This is a genomic window from Brevibacterium metallidurans (assembly GCF_037101285.1).
Lineage (GTDB): Bacteria > Actinomycetota > Actinomycetes > Actinomycetales > Brevibacteriaceae > Brevibacterium > Brevibacterium metallidurans.
Map to the genome: position 1 here is coordinate 1 of NZ_BAAAAF010000008.1, position 22,225 is coordinate 22,225.

Annotated in this window: 22 protein-coding genes, 1 tRNA gene and 1 other RNA gene; 12 read left to right on the forward strand and 12 right to left on the reverse strand. The window is 68.6% G+C overall.

What is annotated here, in order from left to right:
* The 3 genes from AACX88_RS10855 to AACX88_RS10865 all read right to left on the reverse strand — a co-directional run.
* Positions 1 to 173, reverse strand: a 173-nt coding sequence (locus AACX88_RS10855) for a helix-turn-helix domain-containing protein (protein ID WP_339393160.1), incomplete at its 3' end; no start/stop codon positions are given.
* A gap of 560 nt (positions 174 to 733) precedes the next feature.
* Positions 734 to 821: transfer RNA gene (locus AACX88_RS10860), tRNA-Ser, on the reverse strand.
* 61 nt (positions 822 to 882) lie between these two features.
* Complete coding sequence (locus tag AACX88_RS10865; protein WP_339393029.1) at positions 883 to 1,818, reverse strand: helix-turn-helix transcriptional regulator; 936 nt, start codon at positions 1,816 to 1,818, stop codon at positions 883 to 885.
* Positions 1,819 to 1,919: 101 nt separating this feature from the next.
* Between AACX88_RS10865 and AACX88_RS10870 the strand changes: the two genes are divergently transcribed.
* Positions 1,920 to 3,392: an MFS transporter gene (locus AACX88_RS10870; RefSeq protein WP_339393030.1), complete on the forward strand. Its 1,473-nt coding sequence runs from the start codon at positions 1,920 to 1,922 to the stop codon at positions 3,390 to 3,392.
* A 121-nt stretch (positions 3,393 to 3,513) separates the two neighbouring features.
* On the opposite strand, the gene AACX88_RS10875 is transcribed toward AACX88_RS10870, so the two are convergent.
* Genes AACX88_RS10875 through AACX88_RS10885 form a run of 3 tightly spaced genes read right to left on the reverse strand, consistent with a single transcriptional unit; the run spans position 3,514 to position 6,547 of the window.
* Positions 3,514 to 4,716 (reverse strand): ABC transporter permease, encoded by a 1,203-nt coding sequence (locus AACX88_RS10875; RefSeq protein ID WP_339393031.1) that lies wholly within the window; start codon positions 4,714 to 4,716, stop codon positions 3,514 to 3,516.
* The gene (locus tag AACX88_RS10880; protein ID WP_339393032.1) at positions 4,713 to 5,474 is read right to left on the reverse strand and encodes an ABC transporter ATP-binding protein; all 762 of its coding nucleotides are present in this window, start codon (positions 5,472 to 5,474) and stop codon (positions 4,713 to 4,715) included. The genes AACX88_RS10875 and AACX88_RS10880 overlap by 4 nt, the downstream gene beginning before the upstream one ends.
* The gene (locus AACX88_RS10885; RefSeq protein ID WP_339393033.1) at positions 5,474 to 6,547 is read right to left on the reverse strand and encodes an efflux RND transporter periplasmic adaptor subunit; all 1,074 of its coding nucleotides are present in this window, start codon (positions 6,545 to 6,547) and stop codon (positions 5,474 to 5,476) included. The genes AACX88_RS10880 and AACX88_RS10885 overlap by 1 nt, the downstream gene beginning before the upstream one ends.
* Before the next feature lie 224 nt (positions 6,548 to 6,771).
* Here AACX88_RS10885 and AACX88_RS10890 point away from each other — a divergent pair, with 224 nt between their 5' ends.
* The 5 genes from AACX88_RS10890 to AACX88_RS10910 all read left to right on the forward strand — a co-directional run bounded on the left by AACX88_RS10890 (position 6,772) and on the right by AACX88_RS10910 (position 10,863).
* Entirely contained in the window at positions 6,772 to 7,197 is a 426-nt protein-coding gene (locus AACX88_RS10890) for a YciI family protein (protein ID WP_339393034.1), read from the forward strand.
* Complete coding sequence (locus AACX88_RS10895) at positions 7,197 to 8,573, forward strand: RNA polymerase sigma factor (RefSeq protein ID WP_339393035.1); 1,377 nt, start codon at positions 7,197 to 7,199, stop codon at positions 8,571 to 8,573. Before AACX88_RS10890 ends, AACX88_RS10895 begins: the two co-directional genes overlap by 1 nt.
* 69 nt (positions 8,574 to 8,642) lie before the next feature.
* Positions 8,643 to 8,738, forward strand: an RNA gene (gene ffs / locus AACX88_RS10900) — signal recognition particle sRNA small type.
* 167 nt (positions 8,739 to 8,905) lie between these two features.
* Entirely contained in the window at positions 8,906 to 10,363 is a 1,458-nt protein-coding gene (locus tag AACX88_RS10905) for a L,D-transpeptidase (protein WP_339393036.1), read from the forward strand.
* Positions 10,363 to 10,863: a GbsR/MarR family transcriptional regulator gene (locus AACX88_RS10910; RefSeq protein WP_339393037.1), complete on the forward strand. Its 501-nt coding sequence runs from the start codon at positions 10,363 to 10,365 to the stop codon at positions 10,861 to 10,863. The genes AACX88_RS10905 and AACX88_RS10910 overlap by 1 nt, the downstream gene beginning before the upstream one ends.
* Before the next feature lie 18 nt (positions 10,864 to 10,881).
* On the opposite strand, the gene AACX88_RS10915 is transcribed toward AACX88_RS10910, so the two are convergent.
* Entirely contained in the window at positions 10,882 to 11,277 is a 396-nt protein-coding gene (locus tag AACX88_RS10915) for a RidA family protein (RefSeq protein ID WP_339393038.1), read from the reverse strand.
* A 127-nt stretch (positions 11,278 to 11,404) separates the two neighbouring features.
* Between AACX88_RS10915 and AACX88_RS10920 the strand changes: the two genes are divergently transcribed.
* Positions 11,405 to 12,367: a helix-turn-helix transcriptional regulator gene (locus AACX88_RS10920; protein WP_339393039.1), complete on the forward strand. Its 963-nt coding sequence runs from the start codon at positions 11,405 to 11,407 to the stop codon at positions 12,365 to 12,367.
* Positions 12,368 to 12,370: 3 nt separating this feature from the next.
* On the opposite strand, the gene AACX88_RS10925 is transcribed toward AACX88_RS10920, so the two are convergent.
* A complete protein-coding gene (locus tag AACX88_RS10925) occupies positions 12,371 to 13,399 on the reverse strand; it encodes an iron-siderophore ABC transporter substrate-binding protein (RefSeq protein ID WP_339393041.1) in 1,029 nt (342 codons plus the stop codon).
* 189 nt (positions 13,400 to 13,588) lie between these two features.
* Between AACX88_RS10925 and AACX88_RS10930 the strand changes: the two genes are divergently transcribed.
* Positions 13,589 to 13,969 (forward strand): helix-turn-helix domain-containing protein, encoded by a 381-nt coding sequence (locus AACX88_RS10930; protein WP_339393042.1) that lies wholly within the window; start codon positions 13,589 to 13,591, stop codon positions 13,967 to 13,969.
* 45 nt (positions 13,970 to 14,014) lie between these two features.
* On the opposite strand, the gene AACX88_RS10935 is transcribed toward AACX88_RS10930, so the two are convergent.
* On the reverse strand, positions 14,015 to 14,596 hold the full coding sequence (locus AACX88_RS10935; protein WP_339393043.1) for a ClpP family protease: 582 nt from the start codon (positions 14,594 to 14,596) through the stop codon (positions 14,015 to 14,017).
* Positions 14,593 to 15,249: a ClpP family protease gene (locus AACX88_RS10940; protein WP_339393044.1), complete on the reverse strand. Its 657-nt coding sequence runs from the start codon at positions 15,247 to 15,249 to the stop codon at positions 14,593 to 14,595. The genes AACX88_RS10935 and AACX88_RS10940 overlap by 4 nt, the downstream gene beginning before the upstream one ends.
* A 159-nt stretch (positions 15,250 to 15,408) precedes the next feature.
* On the opposite strand from AACX88_RS10940, the gene AACX88_RS10945 reads away from it, so the two are divergent.
* The 3 genes from AACX88_RS10945 to AACX88_RS10955 all read left to right on the forward strand — a co-directional run bounded on the left by AACX88_RS10945 (position 15,409) and on the right by AACX88_RS10955 (position 17,815).
* Positions 15,409 to 15,696, forward strand: coding sequence for a hypothetical protein (locus AACX88_RS10945; RefSeq protein WP_339393045.1), 288 nt, complete (start codon positions 15,409 to 15,411; stop codon positions 15,694 to 15,696).
* Positions 15,697 to 15,879: 183 nt separating this feature from the next.
* Positions 15,880 to 16,716 carry a YidC/Oxa1 family membrane protein insertase gene (locus AACX88_RS10950; RefSeq protein ID WP_339393046.1) on the forward strand — a complete coding sequence of 279 codons (837 nt, stop codon included), beginning with the start codon at positions 15,880 to 15,882 and terminating at the stop codon, positions 16,714 to 16,716.
* Positions 16,717 to 16,786: 70 nt separating this feature from the next.
* Positions 16,787 to 17,815: a metallophosphoesterase family protein gene (locus tag AACX88_RS10955; protein WP_339393047.1), complete on the forward strand. Its 1,029-nt coding sequence runs from the start codon at positions 16,787 to 16,789 to the stop codon at positions 17,813 to 17,815.
* Positions 17,816 to 18,218: 403 nt separating this feature from the next.
* Here the strand turns inward: AACX88_RS10955 and AACX88_RS10960 are convergent, their stop codons facing one another.
* Together AACX88_RS10960 and AACX88_RS10965 are read right to left on the reverse strand one after the other, a co-directional pair.
* Positions 18,219 to 20,756 carry an ATP-dependent Clp protease ATP-binding subunit gene (locus AACX88_RS10960; protein ID WP_339393048.1) on the reverse strand — a complete coding sequence of 846 codons (2,538 nt, stop codon included), beginning with the start codon at positions 20,754 to 20,756 and terminating at the stop codon, positions 18,219 to 18,221.
* 138 nt (positions 20,757 to 20,894) lie between these two features.
* A complete protein-coding gene (locus AACX88_RS10965; protein WP_339393049.1) occupies positions 20,895 to 21,401 on the reverse strand; it encodes a DUF4188 domain-containing protein in 507 nt (168 codons plus the stop codon).
* 138 nt (positions 21,402 to 21,539) lie between these two features.
* On the opposite strand from AACX88_RS10965, the gene AACX88_RS10970 reads away from it, so the two are divergent.
* Positions 21,540 to 22,187 (forward strand): MerR family transcriptional regulator, encoded by a 648-nt coding sequence (locus AACX88_RS10970; RefSeq protein WP_339393050.1) that lies wholly within the window; start codon positions 21,540 to 21,542, stop codon positions 22,185 to 22,187.
* Positions 22,188 to 22,225: the final 38 nt, after the last annotated feature.

The window sequence follows — 22,225 nt, forward strand, 5'->3', positions numbered from 1 at the left end:
TCTGCGGTCACGGCCTGGTAGCCGCGGGTCTTCGTCGAGTTCCGGTGAAGCTCCCGCGAGATCACCGACGGGCAACGCCCCAGGTGACGGGCGATCCTCCGCACCGACCAGCCCGCTTTCGAGGCCGACGAGATCTCCGACCTGTCGCTGAACGACAACCCCACCCGCGCCATCTGCACACTCCACCGATCAGACCCCCGCCGACCGGGAGTGTTGCTTCGACGCTATGACACCACCCACTGCCTTCAACACAAGAGCAGCACCGATGCCGAGCATAACGCCCATGAGTTTCCCTTCGATGATTCGGTCGGCGACTCACTGAACCTTACTGTGCGCACTGGCGTAGTTGAATACGTCACCGTGCAATCACTCGACATCAGTACGAACAACTACGACGACGCAACTGAGGATCCGAATTCGGTACCTTGAGTGTTTTGGTTGCAGGAAACTCTGAAATGCTTCTCTACTCCCCGCTCGCAGGACGTCTCCATAGTTGCTCATCTGTACGCAGAGTGTGGACTTCTTGACCGCGACGGGGCCGTGGGCCCGCTGGTGAGGCAATGGGAACCGCCGCGATGCTGCCGCTCGGTTTTCATCCGCTTGGTATGGATGTGTCCAGAGCGTGTGCACGAAAACCGCGCGGTGGCGAGCCGCAACTGCGAGTGCTGCGCCGCACTCCGCCCCGCGTACGCCGAAGCCCCTCGCTCGAACTGATCGAGCGAGGGGCTTCGTGTGGCGGAGGATAGGGGATTCGAACCCCTGAGGGCGTTAACCCAACCCGCGTTCCAGGCGAGCGCCATAGGCCACTAGGCGAATCCTCCGCGGATCAGCTTATCCGAGTCGTGACCGCAATGCGAAATCGCTGCGGCGAAGTGTGAACCATCACACGACCCGCAGGTGAACGGCGCGTTCCGCCCCCGCCTCGGCGCGCTCAGCCGCCCGCGCGACGGCCCGCTCGGCGACCACGGCCTCCCGCCGCTTCTCGATGCTGCCGTCCTCGATCCACCCGTGCAGGGTCTCCAGCCGGGAGCGGGTGACCTTGTCGACGGGCTGGTAGACGGACAGGGTCAGCCGCTGGTTCTCCTGCGCGATGAGCGTGGTCATCTTGAGGTTGAGGGTGCCGACGTAGGGGTTCTCGATCGTCTTCGTCCGCCCGGGCGTCCGGCCCACATTGCCCGAATCCCACAGTGTGCGGAACTCCTCGAACCGCCCGAGCCGCTCGAGCAGCGGCCCCCACTCGGGATCCTCGAGGGTCTCGGCATACGCGGCCCGCAGCTTCGCGACGAGGATCCGCTTGTGCTCGGACAGCGGGTGGAAGATCGACGCCCACTCGGGGTTCTCGAACGCCTGGATCACGCAGTTGCGGTCAGCGGGGACCACCTCGGCGAGGTCGGTGACGAGGTAGCGTTCGACGGGATTGAAGGCACGGATCGTGTACCGGGGATCGGTGACCATCGCCGGCAGCGGCAGCACCTCGTCGAGCAGAGTCCGCAGCTGCTCCCCCACCGCCGAGTTCCCCGGATTCGTCACCCGATCCGGATACCCGCCGAGGAGGAAGAGGTGCGCCCGTTCCTCGGGGTCGAGCAGGAGCGCCTCGGCGATGGATTCGAGCACGGACTCCGAAGGGTGGACCTCACGCCCCTGCTCGAGCCACGTGTACCAGCTCGTGCCGATGTTCGCGAGCACCGCGACCTCCTCCCGTCGCAGCCCCGGAACCCGGCGGCGGGCGCCCTTGGCGAGCCCGACGTCACACGGGCGGACCCGATCCCGACGTGACTTGAGGAAGCGACCGAGTTCGGAGGTTCTCACGTGTGCCATATTCCCATTGTCCGCCCGGGCCGACGGCGCGATCCAGGTGGCCCGACCACCACCATGTCCACGCCCTCCCACCGGCAGGCATTCCGTCCGAGACTGGTCCCATGAGACGCAACCCTGCCGCCGACACCGCCGAGGTGACCGCCCGCACCATGCCCCCGACCGAGACAGCGGCGACCGAGCCCCACCCCGCGCCGGGTGGCGCGGTCCTCTGGCCGCTCTACGTCGGGGCGTTCCTCGCCACCTATATGTTCTCCGTGTCGAACATCGCGATCCCCGCAGTGAAGACGGCGCTCGGGGCCGGGGACTCCGCCTCGGCGCTCGTCGTCGGCCTCTTCTCCGCGGCCTTCGCCTCGGGACTCATCCTCTGCGGGCGCATCGGCGACCGGTTCGGACGCCGCCGCCTCTTCACGCTCGGCACCGCGGCCCTCGTCGTCGTCTCCGTCGCCGTCGGCCTCGCCCCGGGACCGGCCGAACTCCTCATCGCCCGCACCGTGCAGGGATTCGCGGCGGCCGTGATGATGCCGCAGATCCTCGCGAGCATCCAGCACGCACTCACCGGCGCCGAGCGGCTCAAGGCGATCAGCCTCTTCGGGGCGTTCTCCGGGGTCGGCACCGTCGGCGGGCAGGTCATCGGCGGCGGTCTCATCTCTGCCTTCGGAGACGAGTGGGGGTGGCGGGCGGCGTTCCTCAGCTGCGGGGTCGTGGCGCTCGCCGCATTCCTCGGCTCGCTCCGGCTCACCGAATCCCGCACCCCCGACCCGGCCCCGCTCGACCTCATCGGCGCAGCACTGCTCGGCATCGGCATGGTCGGCCTCGTCATCGGCCTCGCCCTCGGACCCGTCACCGGCTGGGTGCCCCTGCCGGCCGGTCTCCTCGTCCTCTCCGCGCTCGCGCTCGGTGCGTTCGCCGTCTGGCAGTCCGTCGCCGAGGCGCGCGGCCGCGACCCGCTCATCCCACCTCAGGTCGTCCGGGCCCCCGCTGCGTGGGTGGGGATGATCATGTCCTTCGTCTTCTTCGGCGGGTTCGGCACGTTCCTGTTCAACTTCGCCCTGACCAGCCAGACCGGGCACAGCGATCCCGCGTACGTCTCGGGGCTGACCCTCGGCCTCTTCGCCGCCTCGTTCCTCATCGTCTCCCTCCTCGTCCCCCGCGTCGTCAGACGTCTGAGCGGACCGGGCACGATGTTGCTCGGCACGGGCATGCAGACCCTCGGCCTCCTCGGCGTCGCCTGGGTCGCCGATGCCGCAGGCCGGGACTTCAACCTGTGGATCCAGCTGCCCGGGTTCGTCCTCGGGGCCGGTCAGGCCCTCCAGTTCGGTCCCCTCGTCGGCACCGTCGTCAGTGCTGTGCCCGACCGGGTGGCGGGACTCAGCGGTGGACTCATCGCGACGATGCAGCAGGCGGGCATCGCCGTCGGCGTCGCCCTCCTCGGCGCCCTGTTCCACGTCTTCACCGCCCGGTTCGGCTACGACGACGCGTTCGCGCTCGCCAGCCTCACCCAGATCGCGCTCAGCCTGATCTTCGGAGCCGGCGCCCTCGTCCTGCTGCGCGTGCACCGGGCGGGTGCCGCCTGACCTCGCCGAGGCGGCGGTGCCCACCCTTGCCGAGGCGGATCGGCGGGACCGTGCCCTCCTTCGCCGAGGCGGGACGGCGGGACCGTGCCCACCGGGGTCCGCCTCGGCGAGGGTCGGACGACTACGCCCGGATCGCGTCGATGATGCGCACCCGCATCGCCACGAGCGCGGGGACGAGGCCGGCGAGCGCGCCGATGCCGATCGAGACGAGCATGCCGACGATGACCGCGGTCACCGGCACCTGCGGGGTCGCCGAGCCCTCGAAGAGGACTTCGCCGATGACCGGGGCCTTGAGGACGAGGACGGCGATGAGCACGCCGACGGCACCGGCCAGGGTCGTCGCGACGACGCTCTCCATCATCACGGAGAAGAAGATCCGCCGGCTCGTCGCCCCGAAGGACCTGCGGATGCCGATCTCGCGGATCCGCTGCTGGATCGTCACCATCGAGATGTTGACGAGGCCGAGCATGCCCATGAAGAGGATGAGCACGCTGATGACGAGGAGGACGTTCTGGACCGGTCCGAGCGGATCCTCGCCCATCGCCCCCATATCGGTGCGCATGGCATCGACGCTGAAGCCGGGAAGCTGACGCTTGAGTTCGGTCGTCACCTGCTTGCTCAGTTCCGTCGCGGTCTCCGGCGGCAGCCACATCTCGAACTCCGTCGGAGCCGTCGCATCCGCTATGAACTTCTGCTCCTGGCCGTTGAGGACGTAGACGCTGCCGGACTCCGCGGCGAGGTCACCGCCGGGGACCATACCGATGACGGTCGCCGTCCCGGCCTGATGGCCGGGCAGTTCGACCGTGGCCGGCAGGGACCCGGGGTCGATCCCGTAGAGGTCGAGGAAGACCTCGTCGGCGACGATCGGCGGCGACATGTTCTCAGCGTCGGCGTCGGAGAACCAGCGCCCGCGATCGACCGTGACGCGGTGCATGACGTTGTAGTCGGGGTCGACGACGCTCACCGAGGTCGCCACCGCACCGGACGGTCCCTGCAGCTTCGTCTCATACGTCGCCAGCGCCGAGACGTAGTCGATGCCGAAGCGCTTCTGCGTCTCAGTCAACGCAAGCTCGACCCGTTCGGCGTCCTTCGCACTCGGCTCACCGGAGGCCGGGACGAGGTAGTAGGTGTACGTCGAGTCCCGGCCCCCGGACTTCTCGAAGCTGTCGGCGATGCCCTTCTGCATCATGTCGCCGAAGCCGACGACGAGGGTGAGGCCGCACACGGCGACGCCGACGCCGATGAGGGACATGAGCACACGGACCTTGTGGACGCGCAGCTCCTGCCAGGCCTCGACGATCGAGGCGAGGAAACCTGAGATCATCGCACACCTCCGACCAGCGACTCCGCGGTCGCGCCGTCGGCGATGGGGTGGAGCGCCCCACGGAAGAGCGAGTACCGCCGCGTGGCCATGTTCGCGATGCTGAGATCGTGGGTGATCGTCACGAGCGCGGCCCCCGATTCGCGGGTGATCCCGTCGAGCAGGGACATCACGTGCTGACCGGTCTCGACGTCGAGGGCGCCGGTGGGTTCGTCGGCGAGGACGATCTTCGGCTGGCGCACGAGCGCCCGGGCGATCGCGACCCGCTGCTGCTCACCGCCGGAGAGTCGGTTGGGCTTCGACTCGAGCCGGTCGCCGAGGCCGAGGCGATCGAGCATCTCCGAGGCGATGCGCCGCCGATTCCGGAACTCCTTCCCGGTGCCGTACATGAGCGGGGCTTCGACGTTCTCGACCGCGGAGCGCCCGGGCAGGAGGTTGAACTGCTGGAAGACGAAGCCGACGTCGCGACCCCGGATCTTCGCCGCCCGGTTCCGGGAGATCGCATGGACGGGTTCGCCGGCGAACTCCATCTCTCCCCCGGTCGGGGCGTCGAGGAGGCCCAGGATGTTGAGCAGCGTCGACTTGCCGGTGCCGGAGCGGCCGACGATGCCCATGTGCTCCCCGGCGCTTGCGGTGAAGTTGATGTCGGCGAGGATCGTCAGCAGCTTCCCCTCCCCGATGGGCACGGTTCTGGCGACGTGTCGCAGACTGAGCAGCGGCACCGACGCCTCGGGTGCCGGCGGGAGTGGTGCGTCCGCCATCAGAAGTCGAACTCCCCACCGGACATGTCATCGGACATGTCGCCCTCGTCCTGGGGTTCGGTGCCGGGGACGAACTCGGAGACCTCCTCGCCCTCCTCGAGTCCGGACTTCACCTCGACCATCGCCCCGTCGTTGAGGCCGAGCGTGACCGCCCGCTCCGTCGCCTCACCGTTGTCGTCGAGCACCCACACGGTGCCCTTGTCGGTGAGTCCGCGCACCGCGGTGACGGGGACGACGATGACGTCGTCGGCCGCTCCCGCGTCGACGGTCATCGTCGCCTCGAGGCCGTTGAAGACGGTCTGCTTCTCCGGGATCGTGCAGATGAGCTTGGGTCCGTCCCCCGTCGCCGAGGTGTCCGCACCGGTGTCCGCCGGCGCGTCGCCGTCCTCGGTGCTGGGATCGGTGTTCGGCGGGTTCTTCACGGATCCGCCCTGGTCGAGGCGCAGGGCCGTGCAGTCGAACGGGGCGGGACCGTCGGTGATGGCGATCGTTGCGGTCTTCGGCAGCTTCGGCACCCGGTAGAGGTCGACGGCGGGGATCGGGGCCTGCGCGGTGAAGGAGTCCTTGAGCAGCTGGGTCACCTCGGTCTCAGCGGTCACCGTGGCGTCCTTGTCGACGGAGAAGTCCCCGACCGTGCCGTCGGCGGGGGCGACGACGGTGTAGTACTTCGGCTTCGCAGGAGCCGGTGCAGCCTCGGCGGCACCGCCGGCATCGCCTGTGTCAGAGCCGCCCGCGGGAGCGGGGGCCTCACCCGTGGACCTCACCTGGAACAGCTGTGCCCCTTCGAGCACATCGTCGCCGGGTTCGACGAAGAAGTGGTTGACCGTGCCCTCATGGTCGGCCTTGACCGCGGTGGGCGGGTCGACGGCGATCGACCCCTTGAGTTCGAGGGAGTTCGCGATCGACCCGCGTTCGGCGAACACCGACGATCCCTGCGGCTGCCCCGTCGCCGAGGTGGAGTCGAAACCGTCCTCGGGCGCCGGTTTGAACGCGATCCACGCGAGCAGACCTGCGATGAGCAGGAGCACGAAGAGGAAGGCCGAGGGGAGGATGACGCGGCGGAAGATATGCATGATTCCTTGAGGACAGGGAAAGGGCACACTCCACCCTAAGCAGAGGAGCCCCGAAGTCGTGTCGCGGTGGAGTCACGAGGTGGTAACACTGTGGTCTCGACCTGGTTGGGAGAAGTTCAGGGAACAATCTTCGGCACTGTGTCGATCCGCACGTAGGCTTGTTCGACGCAGTGCATGAGAGGGTCCCGTCCGGGGTCCTCGCACCTTCCGACACAGGAGTCATCATGAAGTACATGCTCATCATGCGCACCGTCGACCAGGCGGCCGTGGACACCTTCGAGAACACCGACTTCAACGAGATCATCGCGGCCATGGGCAAGTACAACGAGTCGATGATCGAAGCCGGGGTGATGGTCGACGGCGCGGGTCTCTCCGATGCCTCAGAAGGCGCCGTCGTCGAGTTCGGCGAGGACGATCCCGTCGTCACCGACGGTCCCTACGGGGAGCTGCGGGAGCTGTTCAACGGGTTCTGGATGCTCGAGGTGTCCTCGAAGGAGGAGGCGATCGAATGGGCCAAGCGCGCACCCCTGGGTGCAGGTTCCCAGATGGAGATCCGCCGCGTCACCGGACCCGAGGACTTCCCGCAGGACAACGAATGGATCCAGAAGGAGCAGCAGTGGATCGAGGAGGGTCGGGTCGGCCGCGGCTGATGACCGACGCACCTGCCGGGCGCCCGGGACCGTTCGATGCCGAACCGCCTGCCGTGGAGTCGTCCTTCACCGAGGTGTCCCGGGTGCTCGCGGCGACGTGGCGGATCGAGGCGGCGAAGATCGTCGCCGCCCTGACCCGCCACGTCGGCGACTTCGGGTTCGCCGAGGACCTCGCGCAGGAGGCGCTCACCGAGGCCCTGACCTCGTGGTCCGCCACCGGGATCCCCGCGAACCCCGCCGGCTGGCTGATGACCGTGGCCAAACGCCGAGCCATCGACTCGTGGCGGCGCCGGGAGCGGTTCGAGACCCGGGTGACCGAGATCGGCCACCGACTCGAAGACGAGCAGGCATCGGACGCCGGGGCGCTGCCGTGGGATCCGGACACGATCGACGACGACGTGCTCCGGCTCATCTTCATCTCCTGCCACCCGGTGCTCGGCAGGGAAGCCCAGCTCGCGCTCACCCTGCGGGTCGTCGGCGGCCTGACCACGCAGGAGATCGCGAGGGCGTTCCTCGTCCCGGTCGCCACCGTCCAGCAGCGCATCGTGCGGGCGAAGAAGACCCTGGCTCTGGCCGAGGTTCCCTTCGAGCTGCCGCCGGCGAACGAATGGCCCGGTCGGCTCACCTCGGTGCTCTCCGTCCTCTACCTCATGTTCTCCGAAGGTCATGTCGCGACCGCAGGCGCCGACTGGATGAAACCGGAGCTGTCCATGGACGCCCTCCGGCTCACCCGCATCACCGCGGGACTGGTGCCCGAGGAGCCCGAGGTCCACGGGCTCATCGCCCTCATGGCCTTCACCGCCGCACGCTTCCCGGCACGCCTGCGCCCCGACGAGACGCCGATCCTCCTGGCCGACCAGGATCGCAGCCGCTGGGATCGGTCGCTCATCCGCCTCGGTGAGAGGTCCCTGCACAGGGCGGAGAGGCTGCACGCGGCCAGGGCAGTGCCAACGGCGCAGGCTCTGCACACGGCGCAGACCCCGGGAACGGGAAGCGGACCGTATACGCTGCAGGCGGCGATCGCGGCCGTCCACGCCTCAGCCCGAAGGTTCCCGGACACGGATTGGGAGCGCATCGCGCAGCTCTACGGTGAGCTCGAAACCGTCGCCCCGTCTCCCATGACGACGCTCAACCGGGCGATCGCGATCGCCGAGGCCGAGTCTCCCGAGGCGGGTCTGCGCGTCATCGAGGACAGCGGGATCGCTCGTGCGCTGGCCCGGTTCCATCATGTGCCCAGCGTCCGCGGGGAGCTGCTCGCCCGAGCAGGACGGACCGCCGAGGCGCTCACCGAGTTCGACCGCGCCGCCGAGCTCGCCGTCAATGACCGTGAGGCCGCCGTCCTCCGCGACAAGGCGGATCGCCTGCGGGAAGCGTGAGACGCCGTGCGTGACCGAGTTCGCACACGCTCATTTTGTCCCCCGCGCACCCTCTCCCCTAGACTGGTCCACGGCTCCCCGTGCGGCGTCATCTTGTGAACTCCCCCAGGGCCGGAAGGCAGCAAGGGTAAGCGAGCTCTGGCGGGTGCACGGGGAGTCCTCTCTACCCAAGATCACGATTCGGCAACTCCCCAATTGACTGATTCCCCAGGTCAGAGCCGTTATCAGGAGCCTTTTCCGCCGGTCAGCGATACCATCCGACATCGTTTCGAGATGTGGCTTTCCTAGCATGGATCCGGTTCTCCACTCCGTCTCCGAACGAGGTCCCCAGTTTGTCACGCACGAAATTCTCCGGGGCAGTCGCTGCCGTCACAGCACTGACGCTGCTGGCCGCCTGCACCCCTTCGAGCTCCGACTCCTCCGCCACCCGCGACGGCGACTCCGCCGACGTCACGACCTCCCCCGCCCCGGTCTTCCGCGTCGGGGCCGTCGACGACACCGGGACACCCGAGAAGGACGCCGAGGCGACCGGGAGTCCCAGCGCTTCCGCCGCCCCCACCGCGGCGTTGTCCGGTGAAACCGTCGACTCGGGTTCGTCGATCGACGTCGAGGCGGGCAAGCGGATCAGCCTGAGCGTCGAAGGAGCTGTGCTCAAGGATGTGACGATCACCGACGCCGACCACCCGCGCATCACCACGGACCCCGGTACGTTCTTCGATTCCAAGGGGACGGCACTGACGGCGGAGGACGCGAACGCCGGCGGCCTGACCTCCCCCGACGCGACCGCCACTTCCGACGCGACCGACCCTGCGGCGCCGACCGAAAGCCCGACCGCCTCGGCGACGGATGCCCCGGTCAGCGCCCCGGACGACGCCGCCTCGTGGACCTCGCGATTCGATCTCGTCGCCTCGAGCACCTATGACCTCACGGCCACGGCGACGACCCCGGACGGCAAGGACCACGAGTTCACCACCTCGGCGAAGGTCGACGACGCGGGCGGGGATCCGATGGCGGTGCGCACCGTCCTCGCCGACGACCAGACGGTCGGGGTGGCGGCCCCGATCATCCTCACCTTCGGCTCGAAGGTGGCCAAGAAGTACCGGGACGACGTCGAGCACCGGCTCACGGTCGACGTCACGGACATGGACGGGAAGAAGCGCGAGGTCGAAGGGTCGTGGGCATGGCTGCCGGACGATCCGGAGTCGCGCCTGCACTTCCGCCCGAAGGACTACTGGCCGGCGAATTCGAAGGTCTCCGTCGATGCGCCGCTGAAGAACGTGCCGATGGCCGAGGACCGGACGGGCAAGAACGACCTGTCGATCGACTTCGAGGTCGGCCGGGAGCAGATCGTCGAGGCGAGCGCGAAGACCCACCGCATGGTCGTCACCCGCGACGGCAGAAAGGTCATGGACTTCCCGACCTCGCTCGGATCGGCGAAGGCACCGTCGTACAACGGCGTGCACGTCGTCATGTCGAAGCATTCGGACTACACGATGACCTCAGCCCGGTGGGGGTACACGACCCCGGTGAAGTGGGCGGTGCGCATCCACAACAACGGCGAGTTCGTCCACGCGGCCCCGTGGTCGGTCGGGCAGCAGGGATCGGCGAACGTCTCCCACGGCTGCATCAACCTGAGCACCGCGCGGGCCAAGGAGTACTACGACTCCGCGCTCTACGGTGACCCCGTCATCGTCAAGGACTCCTCGGTGAACCTGTCCACCGACGACAGCGACATCTCCGACTGGGTCTATGACTGGGATGACTGGAAGAAGATGAGCGCGCTGAGCTGATGGTCGCCGATCCTCCCAGCGCCTTCCGCCGCGAGTTCAGCACCCGTTTCGGCACGATGTGGACGATGTCGGGCGGGTCCGAGCTCGAGGGCCGCATCGCCGGCTACCTGCTGCTCGACTCCGCGGGCGGGGTCACCGCGGCCGAGCTCGTCGAGGTGCTCGGCATCAGCGCGGGCACCGTGTCGACGGCGACGAGGCGGCTCATCGAGGCAGGCTTCGTCCGCCGGGTCCGCCCGGTGGGCACGCGTGCCGACCGGTTCATCATGGACGCCGATGTGTGGGCCGGGTTCCTCGACCGGGAGTACGCGTACCTGCGGGCCCAGCGCGAGCTCGCCGCCTCAGCGCTCGACCACGTCGACCCGGGCACGGACGCCCATGCCCGGGTGACGAACATGAACGACTACATGTCGTGGCTCATCGACGACGTCGACCTCGCGAGCGCCTGGGCGAAGCACAAGGCCGCACTGCGCCGCGAACGGGAGGGCCCGCGCGACCGCTGATCGGGTTCCCGCCGCGGCTCACTGCACGGCGATGCCCTCGAGTTCGACGAGCTGACCGGGCACGGCGAGGCGGGCGACCTCGAGCATCGTCGTCGTCGGCGCCACCCCGACCGCCGCGAACCTGGCCGCGAGCTGCCCGTAGTGCGGGACGAGGTCGTCGATCCCCGTCGTATAGACGTTGAGCCGCACGAGGTCGGCCAAGCCCATTCCCGCCTCGGCGAGGACGGCTTCGACATTGTCGAGGCTGAGCCTCAGCTGCGCGGCGACGTCACCGTCGTGCTGCGGGCGCCCGCCCGAATCCATCGCCGTCTGCCCCGAGATAAAGAGGGTGCGCACGGCACCCGTGACGAGCTCTCCCTGGTTGAAGCCGAGCTCCTGTGACCATGTGACCGGGTTGACTGCGCTGCGTTCCATCTGTCCTCCTCTGCCTGGCCGGCGTGATCTGCCGGCTGTGCCGTGGCCGCCGTCGGTCGACGACCTGCGGATGAGACTTCCGGATAATCACGACATCTCCTGTCGTGTATGGGAATACAGTGTCGGTATGCGCGCTGACCGCCTCGTCTCCCTCGTGCTCCTGCTCCGGCAGCGCGGGAGGATGACAGCGGATGCCCTCGCCGCCGAACTCGAGGTCTCGACGCGCACGATCCTCCGCGACATCGACGCGCTCTCGCTCGCCGGCGTCCCCGTCTTCGCCGAACGCGGCCGACACGGCGGCTTCGCTCTGCTGCCCGGCTTCCGCACCGAGCTCACGGGACTCAGCCACGACGAGACGCTCGCGCTCGTCGCCTCCGGCCTCCCCAACGGCCACGACCGCTTCGGACTCGCTCCCGCCCTCGGCTCGGGCATGCTCAAACTCCTCGACGCCCTGCCCGCCAGCCACCGCGGCGGCGCCGCTGCGATCGCCCGGCGCATCCTCGTCGAGCCCGAAGCCGACCTGCTCGCCCGACCCCGGCCGGCCGAGGAGATCGACGCCGAGGTGATGACGCCGATCCGCCTCGGCGTGGTTCAGGGCTGTCGCCTCCGCCTCGACTACGGATCGGCCGACAGCTCGCCGAGGTGGCGCACCGTCGATCCGATCGGTCTCGTCACCTCGCGCGGCCGTGGCTACCTGCTTGCGCTCAGTGCCGGTGAGGATCGGACGTATCGGCTCTCCCGTGTCCGTGCGGCGCAACTCCTCGCCGAGGAGGCGCAGCGCACCGAGGATGTCGACCTCGCCGCCCTGTGGGCCGAGCGCAGTGACCGTTTCCGCAGGTCAGGGGCTGGGCTCACGGTCACCGTGCGCACAGACGAAGCCGGTGCGGCAGCCCTGTACGAGACTGCCGTCGACCGCAGTGCGCTCACTGCGGTCGACGGCGGGGTGGAGGTCGTCGTGCGATTCCAGGATGCCGAGCACGCCGAATGGGCGCTCTGGCTGCTCGGAGACCGCGCCGAGGTCATCGCCCCGGACTCACTGCGCCACCGCCTCGGCGAGAGGGCCCAGGCGATGGCGCAGCGGTATTGCTGAGTCCTACTTGTCGAGCTTCTTCACGGCCTCGTCGATCATCGGCACGTAGCGCTCGAGCGCCCAGGGCAGGGTGAGCGGGTTGATGATCGAGGATCCGGTGACGAAGGGCTGGTCCTCGGGCGCGACGACGGCGCCGGCCTTGATCGCCGGGATGTTCGCGTACACGCTCTGGGACTCGATCTCCTTCCTGTTCTTCGGATCCGAGTAGAAGGTGAAGATGAGGTCGGAGTTGTTCAGTTTGTCGGCGTTCTCGAGCCCGATGAGCGCGGAGTCCGTGCCGGGGGCGTCGTACTCCTTGCGCAGGTCCTCGATGACCGGGTCGGGAGTGAGCCCGAGCGCGGAGACCATCGCCACGCGCTGTTCCTGCGGGTAGAAGACCCCGAGCGTGCCGGGTCCCGAGTTGTAGATGAATGAGAAGGTCAGACCCTTGTACTCGGGACGCTTCGCATCGTTGAGCTGCTTCTTGACGTCCTCGACGAGCTTCTTCGACTCGTCCTCCTGACCGAGCGCCTTGCCGATCGTCGTGATCTGCTCATCCCACTTGATCGTCCACGGTTCCTTCGGATACGCGACGGTCGGCGCGATCTGGTCGAGCTGCTTGTACTGATCGGCCGTGATCCCCGACCACGGCGCGAGGATGACGTCGGGGTTGAGCGAGGCGATCTTCTCGACGTCGAGTTCGGTGGCGCCCTGGAACTGTTCGGGCAGCTTGTCCCCGCGTTCCTTGACCGCGTCGTAGATCCACGGCATGTAGCCGGTGTCGTCGCTGCCCCACGCGTACTCCTCCATGCCCACCGGCGTCTTTCCGAGCGCGATCGCCGTCTCGGTCGACCCCTGGCCGAGGGTGACGACGCGCTGCGGTTCGGACTCGATGACCGCCTCACCGAGGGCGTGCTTGATCGTCACCGGGGTGAAGTCCCCGGAGGCGGACCCGGCGTCGGCCGAGGAGTTCTGCCCGCACGCGCTCGCGGTGAAGGCGAGAACGATGAGGGTGCCTGCGGCGAGAGCCCGGCGCACTAATGGAAGCGACATCTCTGCCCTTTCGACAGTGGGGCCGGCAACCGGCCCAGCGATTTTGACTAGGCCAGCCTAACTTAACTTTCAAGGTTCTTGAAACCTTGTCTCGCGGCCCGACACCGCCTGTCCGCGTGGAGCGGCAACGTCCATCCGCTCACAGCAGAAAGCCTCGCCCTCCTCCTCTGCCCGCCCTAGGCTCAGGACATGGAGACCCAGCGCGATCCCGCAGCCCGCACCGTCCCACCCCGCCTGTGGCGCGAGGCCCTCGGTCGCGTCCTGCGACTGCGGCGCACAGAGCTCGGACTCACCCTCGCCGAGGTCTCGGCCCGTTCGGGGGTCTCGACCCAGTACCTCTCAGAGGTCGAACGCGGCCTCAAGGATCCGTCGTCCGAGGTCATCGAGGCCATCGCCGCGGTCCTCGGACTCGCCCTCCCTCAGGTCCTCGTCCTCGCCGCCGCCGATGCCGAGCACGGCAGCCTCCAGCTCGCGGGGCTCGAACTCGCGGGCCTGCAGCCCGCAGGCCTCCCGCATGCTCGGGCGCGGCTGAGCGACGTGGGCCGGGCGCAGCTTTCCCTCGCCGCGTGAACCGCGGCCCAGCTACCGCGGCCCGGCCACTGCGGCCCGGACCCCTCACACGATCGCGTCGATGATCCCGAACGCCTTCGCCGCCTCGGCGTCGAGGACGAGATCCCGGTCGAGGTCGGCATGGATCTGCTCGAGACTGCGCCCCGTGTCGGCGGCGAGCATCGCCTCGACCTCGCGACGCTGACGCACGATCTCATCGGCGGCGACGATGAGATCCGGGATCGTCCCCCGCGCCCCCTCGGCATGCGGCTGGCGCAGGACGACGCGGGCATGGGCGAGCATCGACCGCCTGCCCGGCTCACCGCCGGCGAGCAGCACCGCGGCATCGGCGACGGCCTGGCCCACGCACGTCGTCGCCACGGGAGCACCGACATGGGACATCGCATCGTAGACGGCGGTCATCGCGGTCAGCGACCCACCCGGGGAGTTGATGTACATGTGGATCGGCAGCTCCTGACTCACGGATTCGAGGTGGAGGAGCTGGGCGATGACGGTGTTCGCGACCCCGTCGTCGATGGGCACGCCCAGGTAGATGATCCGATTGCCCAGCAGATGCGAATAGACGTCGACGATCTTCTCCGAATTCCCCGACCGGTCGACGACGTGCGGGATCGTGTACTGGCTCATGACCGCGCTCCCGCCGTGACGCCGAGTCTCCGCCTCGGCGCGATCGGGGCGTAGAGCTCGGCCGGGGAGGAGACGATTCCGTCGATGAGCCCGTACTCGAGTGCCGCCTCGGCGGTGAACCACCGATCCCGCAGCGAATCGGCGAAGACCTTCTCGAAGGCCTGACCGCTGGCTTCGCTGATGCGGGTGAGCACGGAGTCGCGGACGGCCCGCAGGTCCCCGCCCTGGAGTTCGATGTCGGCGGCCGCTCCCCCGATCCCCGCCGACCCCTGGTGGAGGAGGATGCGGGCATGGGGCAGGGCGAAGCGCCTGCCCGGGGTGCCCATGGTGAGGACGAACTGCCCCGCCGAGGCGGCCCACCCGAACGCGATCGTCACGACATCGCCCGGCAGGGTCGCAATGGTGTCGGCGATCGCGTGCATCATCGGCACCGACCCGCCGGGAGAGTTGATCCAGAGGAAGATGTCGGCCTCGGGATCCTCGGCGGAGAGGAGGACGAGCCGGGAGACGATCTCCATCCCGTTCTCGTCGCGGAGTTCGCCGTTGAAGACGACGGTGCGGTAGGCGGCGAGCATGCGCTGGGTCTCGGGGACAGGGGACACGGTCGGCGATTCGTCATCGGCCCAGACCGGCGGGGCGGTGTGTGCGTTCATGACCTCAGGCTCGCACCCGGCGTCGCGGTCGGGAACGGCTTTCCGCCGGGAGCGGGACGGTTCTGCCCGGAGCGGATTGTGCGCCGGGACACCCGAGTCGGTGCTAGCATCGTGTACCGACAGCAAAGAGGAAAGGCGGGTGCGATGCTGAGTCTGTGGATGGCAGTCCAACTCATCGTCGTCGTACTCAGCGCTGACCTCGACGCGGTCCTCCCCCAATCCCCCGCGCATCTGCTCGTCCTCGTCATCCTCGGTGCGGCGATCCTGTCGCCCGTGGGGGCGAGGGCGGGCAGAGCGCTCGTGAGAGTCCTCTCCCTGGCCCCGCACGGCCCGTGGATGCGTCGCGAACCCTCAGAGGTCCGCGACGTCCCGCTCCCCGAGGCACCGGGCACTCCCGGAACCACGCTCGCCAGAGCACCCTCCTTCGTCGTTCGCGCTCACGCCTGAACGACGACCTCCCCGAGGTCTCGCCTGGGGTCTCCTGCTTCCGCGGTCCCACCTCGGCGAACCCACCTCGGTGATCCCATCTCCGCGATGACCTCTCGTCGATGATCCTTCGTCGCTCTCAGGCGGCTCGAGCGCACCGCTGCGCTCCCACACGAACCTGCGAACCACGCGAAGGACATCACCATGAACATCTACGAATTCCCGCCCATCCGCCTCCTCCTCGACGGCGCCTACTGGCTCGTCACCACCCTGAGCGATCTCCTCGAACCCCTTGCCGGAGCCGACGGTGCGGCCCTGGCGGTCATCGTGCTCACGATCGCCGTGCGCGGCCTGCTCATCCCCGTCGGCCTCTCCCAGGTGCGGGCGGGGATCACGCGCCGACGGCTGGCCCCGAAGATCACCGAACTCCAGGCCAAGCACAAGTCCGATCCGCAGCGGATGCAGGAGAAGCTCATGGAGCTCTACCGGGAGGAGAAGGCCTCCCCGTTCGCCGGCTGCCTGCCGGTGCTCGCGCAGACGCCCGTGCTCATGGCCGTCTACGGGCTCTTCGTCCAGGCGACGATCGGCGGGGCGCCCAATGAGCTGCTCGGCCACACCCTCTTCGGCATCCCGCTGAGTTCGAGCTTCGTCGGCCTCATCGGTTCGGGCGGACTGACCTGGGTCTCAGGCCTGCTCTTCGCCGTCCTCATCGTCCTCATCGGCACGGTCGCCGCCCTCTCCCGCCACCTGCTCACTCCGCCTCTGCCGGAGGCGGCACCGACCGCATCGGCGAAGGGGACCCAGGCCGGCGCGGGAACACATAGCAGCCAGGGGGCGGCGCCGGGTATGCCCGACCTCAGCGGGATGACGAAGGTCCTCAGTTTCATGCCGTTCATCACCGCCGTCATCGCGGCCTTCGTCCCGCTCGCCGCGACCCTCTACCTCATGACGACGACCACGTGGACGCTGTGCGAGAGGCTCGTCATCAACCGTGCCCTCGGCGTCGATCACACGGGGGCGCCGCGGGTGAACGAGAGCTGAACGCGCCGATTCAGCCGCGGTCCATCCGGCGGCCATCTGCCGCGCGTTCGGCTCCCCTAGCCTCGCTCCCATGGTCAACAGACGCGCACTCATCACCACTGCAGGCATCGGAGCGCTCGGCGCCACCCTCGCGGCCGGCCCGGCGGCCGCGAAGCCCGGAAACGGGAAGGCGAAGGGCAAGGACAAAGGGAACGGGTCGGTGACGCGCTTCAACGTCATCTCCGACATCCAGGGCGATCTCAACGACCTCGGCGTCGCCCTCGAGGACATGCGCACGACCAACCGGGCCAGCGCCGGTCTCGCGATCGCCGGCGACATCACCCCGCGCGGCTACGACTTCGAATACGCCGAGGTGACGAAGCGGATGGACAAGCACGCCCACCCCTCGACGGTGGCGTGGGCGATCGGCAACCACGAGTTCTACGTCCCGAAGTACAAGGACCCGAACACCCTGGCCCAGGACACGTGGCCCAACGGGGTCGTCGAGGACTCGCTGTTCAAGTCCTTCTACAACTTCGCCGGCCGGAACACGATCTACGAGGAGTTCAGCTTCGGCGGCGTCCCCGTGCTCACGATCGGCACCGAACGCTATATGCGCTACTACGACGAGAAGCGCTGGGACGAAGTGTGGATGAGCGAGAAGCAGTTCACATGGCTGGCCGACCGGATCGCCTACTGGGACCGGCGGAACAAGCCGATCATGGTCATCACCCACCACCCGCTGCCGAACACGGTCTCCGGGACGAGGAACAAGCTCTACCTCTCCGACTACATGCAGGCCGATCGACTGCTCGAGGTGCTCGCGCCGTACCGAAACGTGTTCCTCTTCTGCGGTCACACGCACTGGGACCTCGAGCTCTCCGACTGGTACACGCGCCGGGTCGTGCCCGCCTCGGGCAACCTCGTCGGCTTCAACGTCTTCAACACCGGCGCCATCGAGACCGGCTACACGGACAATGGTCAGGGCGGCGAGAAGACGGTGCCCGGCGGGTTCAACCAGGGCCTGCAGGTCGATGTCACCTCCGATTCGGTGACCGTGCGCGCCCGCGACTTCGGCCGGAAGGCGTGGATGAAGGAGATCACCGTCCCGCTCGTGTGAGGCGACGGGGTGCCGCGGGGTGCCGCGGTGGGGCGTGCCGCGGGGTGCCGCGGTGGGGTGCCGCGGTGGGCAGCGCCGGCAACAGCACGGTGTTCCGACGCCAGCACGGTCCATGCGCCGTGCTGGTGTCGGTTCGCCGCGCTGGTGTCGGAACACCGTGCTCGTATTTCGCGGGGTGTCGGTTCACCGAGCTGGTGTCGGATCGCCGAGCTGGTCCGCGTCCCTGAGCAGCCGCTCGCGCCCGCAGGCAGCCACACTCGTCCCCGGACAGCACAGTGCCCGGGTCGGAGATGATCTCCCACCCGGGCACTGGCCCGTGCAGTCACACACGTTCAGCAGCCGCGCTCAGGCGGCCGAGTTCGCGTAGGCGGCACCCACACAGGCGCCGCCCACACGGCCGCACTCACGCGGCCAGCGGCGCGCTCTCTCGCGCGGTGACGGCGAGCTGACCGTCGACGACGGTGACGTCGACGACTCCGCCCTCGCCGACCGCCTCGGTGACGAGGATGTCGGCGATCCGGTCGTCGAGCTCGCGCTGGATGACCCGGCGCAGCGGACGGGCACCGAACTCGGGTTCGTAGCCCGCCTCGGCGAGCCAGTCCATGGCCTCCTCGGTGACGTCGAGGGCGATGCCCTGACGGCCCAGGCGCTCGATCGAGAGTTCGAGCTGGAGTCCGACGATCTCCCGCAGCTGGACGCGGTCGAGGCGGGTGAACATCACGGTCTCGTCGATCCGGTTGAGGAACTCGGGACGCATGACCTCCTTGAGCCTGCCCATCACCTTCGCCCGCAGGTCACGGTCGGTGACCGCGGCATCCGCCGAGGTGAAGCCCAGCGGGGTGCTCTGGCCGATGAACTCGGACCCGAGGTTCGAGGTCATGATGATGACCGTGTTGCGGAAGTCGACCGTCCGGCCCTGACCGTCGGTGAGCCGACCGTCGTCGAGGACCTGGAGGAGCAGGTTGAACGCATCCGGGTGCGCCTTCTCGACCTCGTCGAGGAGGATGACCGAATACGGCCGCCTGCGGACCTGCTCGGTGAGCTGGCCGGCCTCGTCGTAGCCGACGTACCCGGGAGGGGCGCCCACGAGACGGGACACGGTGTGCCGTTCCCCGAACTCGCTCATGTCGAACCGGATCATCGCCGACTCGTCGTCGAAGAGGGTCGCAGCGAGCGCCTTCGCCAGCTCCGTCTTGCCCACGCCCGTGGGGCCGAGGAAGAGGAAGCTGCCGATGGGCCTGGCCGGGTCGCCCATTCCGGTCTGCGACCGGCGGATGGCCTTCGACACCGCGGTCACGGCGTCGTCCTGGCCGACGACGCGCCCGTGGAGCATGTCCTCGAGCCCGGCGAGGCGGATCTTCGTCTCCTGCGTCATGCTCGAAGCCGGGATCCCGGTGGCCCGGGAGACGACCTGAGCGATCTGCTCGGCATCGACGACGCCGTCACCGTCCTCCGCCGAGGCGGTCGCTGAGTTCAGTACCTCCTCGAGTCGGTCGGTGAGGCGGGAGATCTCGTCGCGGATCTCGCCTGCCCGTTCGAAGTTCTCCGCGGCGATCGCCGAGTTCTTCTCCGCTTCGAGCTCGCCGAGTTCGGCGCGCATCGCCGCCGTGTCGACGACGGGTCCGCGGCGCAGGGAGAGCCGCGCACCGGCCTGGTCGATGAGGTCGATCGCCTTGTCCGGCAGGAACCGGTCGGTGATGTAGCGGTGCGAGAGTTCGACGGCGGCGCGGATCGCCTCGGCGTCGTAGGTGACGCCGTGGTGGTCGGCATAGCGACCGGAGAGGCCGTCGAGGATCGTCACGGCGTCCTCGATGGTCGGCTCCCCGACCATGACCGGCTGGAAGCGCCTGGCCAGAGCCGAGTCCTTTTCGATCGTGCGGAACTCGCGCAGAGTCGTCGCGCCGAGGAGGTGGAGATCTCCGCGGGCGAGCCTCGGCTTGAGGATGTTGCCGGCATCCATCGAGTTCGATTCGCCGTTGCCGCCGGCACCCACGAGGGTGTGGAGCTCGTCGACGAAGACGATGATGTCCCCGTCCTCGGCGATCTCGTCGAGGGTCGACGTCAGCCTCTCCTCGAAGTCACCGCGGTAGCGGGTGCCGGCGAGCATGCCGGGCATGTCGAGGGAGACGACGCGCTTGCCGCGCAGCTGCGCGGGGATCTCACCGGACTCGATGGCCTGGGCGAGGCCCTCGGCGACGGCGGTCTTGCCGACGCCGGCCTCACCGATGAGCACGGGGTTGTTCTTCGTCCGGCGGGCGAGGATCTCGATGGTCTCCTCGATCTCGTCGCCGCGGCCGATGACCGGGTCGAGTCGGCCTTCCGCGGCGAGTGCGGTGAGGTCGGTGCCGAACTTCTCGAGCATCGTCTCCTCGCCTCCCGTCTCGGTCTCGGCACCCTGGTTCTGCTTGGCCTCGGCCTGTGCGCCGGCCTGCAGGGTCGCCTGCGTGACGCCGGCCTGAGCGAGGATCCGCCCGGCGGGCATCTCCTGGTTGAGGACGAAGGCGAAGAAGACGTGTTCGGGGTCGATGTAGGTCGATCCGAAGGCGCGCGCCACCTGGTAGGCGTCGAGCAGGGCCTTCTGGGCGGCGCCGGTGAGCGTAGGCGCACCGTCGCCGCTGCGCGCAGGGGCGGCCTGCGGCAGCCGTTCGTCGATCGCGTGGACGATCGCCTCGGGGTCGGCGCCCATCTGGCGCAGCGAGGCCGCGCCGTGTTCGGATTCGACCATGACGCGCAGCAGGTGGAGCGCGTCGACCTCTTCCTGGCCGCGTCCGCGCGAATAGTCGGCAGCGCCGTCGACGAGGTCCCGCGTGCGCTTGGTGAGCAGACGGTTGATGTCGACGGAACGGCCCTGCCGTGGAGTGTTCTGACCCTGCAGGTAGCGGGCGAGGAACTCGTCGAACGAGCCCTCGCCGCCGCCGGAAGGTCCGAAGAAGTTAGCCAAAGTGACCTCCTCTTGAAAGTTGAGTCAGGGTGACTCAGTTAAGTCCTTTGACCCAATCAACGAGAATCACTTCAGGGTTATTCCCCGCTCGAGTCCGAGCGTGAGCGAGGTCTCCGCAGGCTCCTCCGCGACGCCGTCTCACCGGTCTCGGCGGGCCTGCCGGTCGCGGGCGCGGGCGCTGCGCGGACCGACCGGGCGGGTGCCGACGGCCTTCGCGAGGCCGAGCGGCGGGGTGCCGACGTACATCGATTCGGCCCCGTCGACAGGGAAGGTCTCGTGCCAGACGCCGACGGCGTCCGGTGCCGAGCGGGCCCGCCTGTTGAACTCCGTCCACCCCTGTCGGTGCTTCGCTGTCGGGTCGGCGGCATAGGCGTAGAGCTTCTCGAGCGAGTCCCAGTACTGGACGAGCCAGGGCCCACGTGGATCGAACACGAGTCGGTAGCCGCGCATTCCCGAGTCCGGGTCCGCGGAGAGCTCGGCGAGCATCCGCGGCATCGCGGTGAAGACCGGCACCCAGAGGTCCGGGCGCCACCACTGGCGGATCCGCATGCCGATGATGAAGACGACGAGTTCGCCGTCGTAGTCGTGGGTGAGCTTCTCCGGCCCGACGCTCGGGCCCTGCTGCGTGTTCGCTTTGGTCGTCATCGCCTTCTCCTGACATACTGGATACCCGAACTCTCCAATAGTGGATACCTTCACTTTCCAATATGGCGGGCGAATCTGTCAAGGGGCGAATCCCACGGACAGTCACAGCCCGTGACCGGTCGACGAAACGAGGTCCGCATGCGCATCTCCGAGCTCTCGCGTCGCAGCGACGTGCCGGTGGCGACGATCAAGTACTATCTGCGCGAAGGACTCCTGCCGCCCGGCGAGCGGACCTCGGCGACGCAGGCGGTCTACTCCGAGGCGCACGTCGACCGGCTCGAGCTCATCCGTGCGCTCCTCGGCCCGGCGCGGCTCTCGGTCGAGGCGGCGGGGCGCGTGCTCGGGGTCATCGACGATCCGCCGGAGACGTTCCTCGACGTGCTCGGTGCTGCACAGACGGCGACGGCCCCGACGGGTGCATCCGGCGCGGCGGCCGACGAGGACCCGGACCTCGACCCTGCTCGAGAGCTCGTCGCCGAACTCGGCTGGACGGTCGATCCGGGCAGCGTCGAACTCACCCAGCTCGCGAGCGCTCTGCGCGCGGTCGAGGCCGGTGGCATCGACGTCGTCGACGGCGGTCTGGCGCGCTACGGGCGCACGGTCCACGATCTCGCCGAAGCGGAGCTCGCGACCGTGCCGACCGACGAGGTCTCCCGAGCCGTCCGCCAGTCGGTGCTAGGCACGGTCCTCCTCGAACCGGTGCTTCTGTCTCTGCGCCGGCTGGCCCAGCAGGACGTCGCGGGCCGCCTCTTCACCGATGAGGAACGTCCGGATCAGGCAGACTGACCTCCCAGCAGCCTGCCCCTGAAACGGGCAGGCCGGCC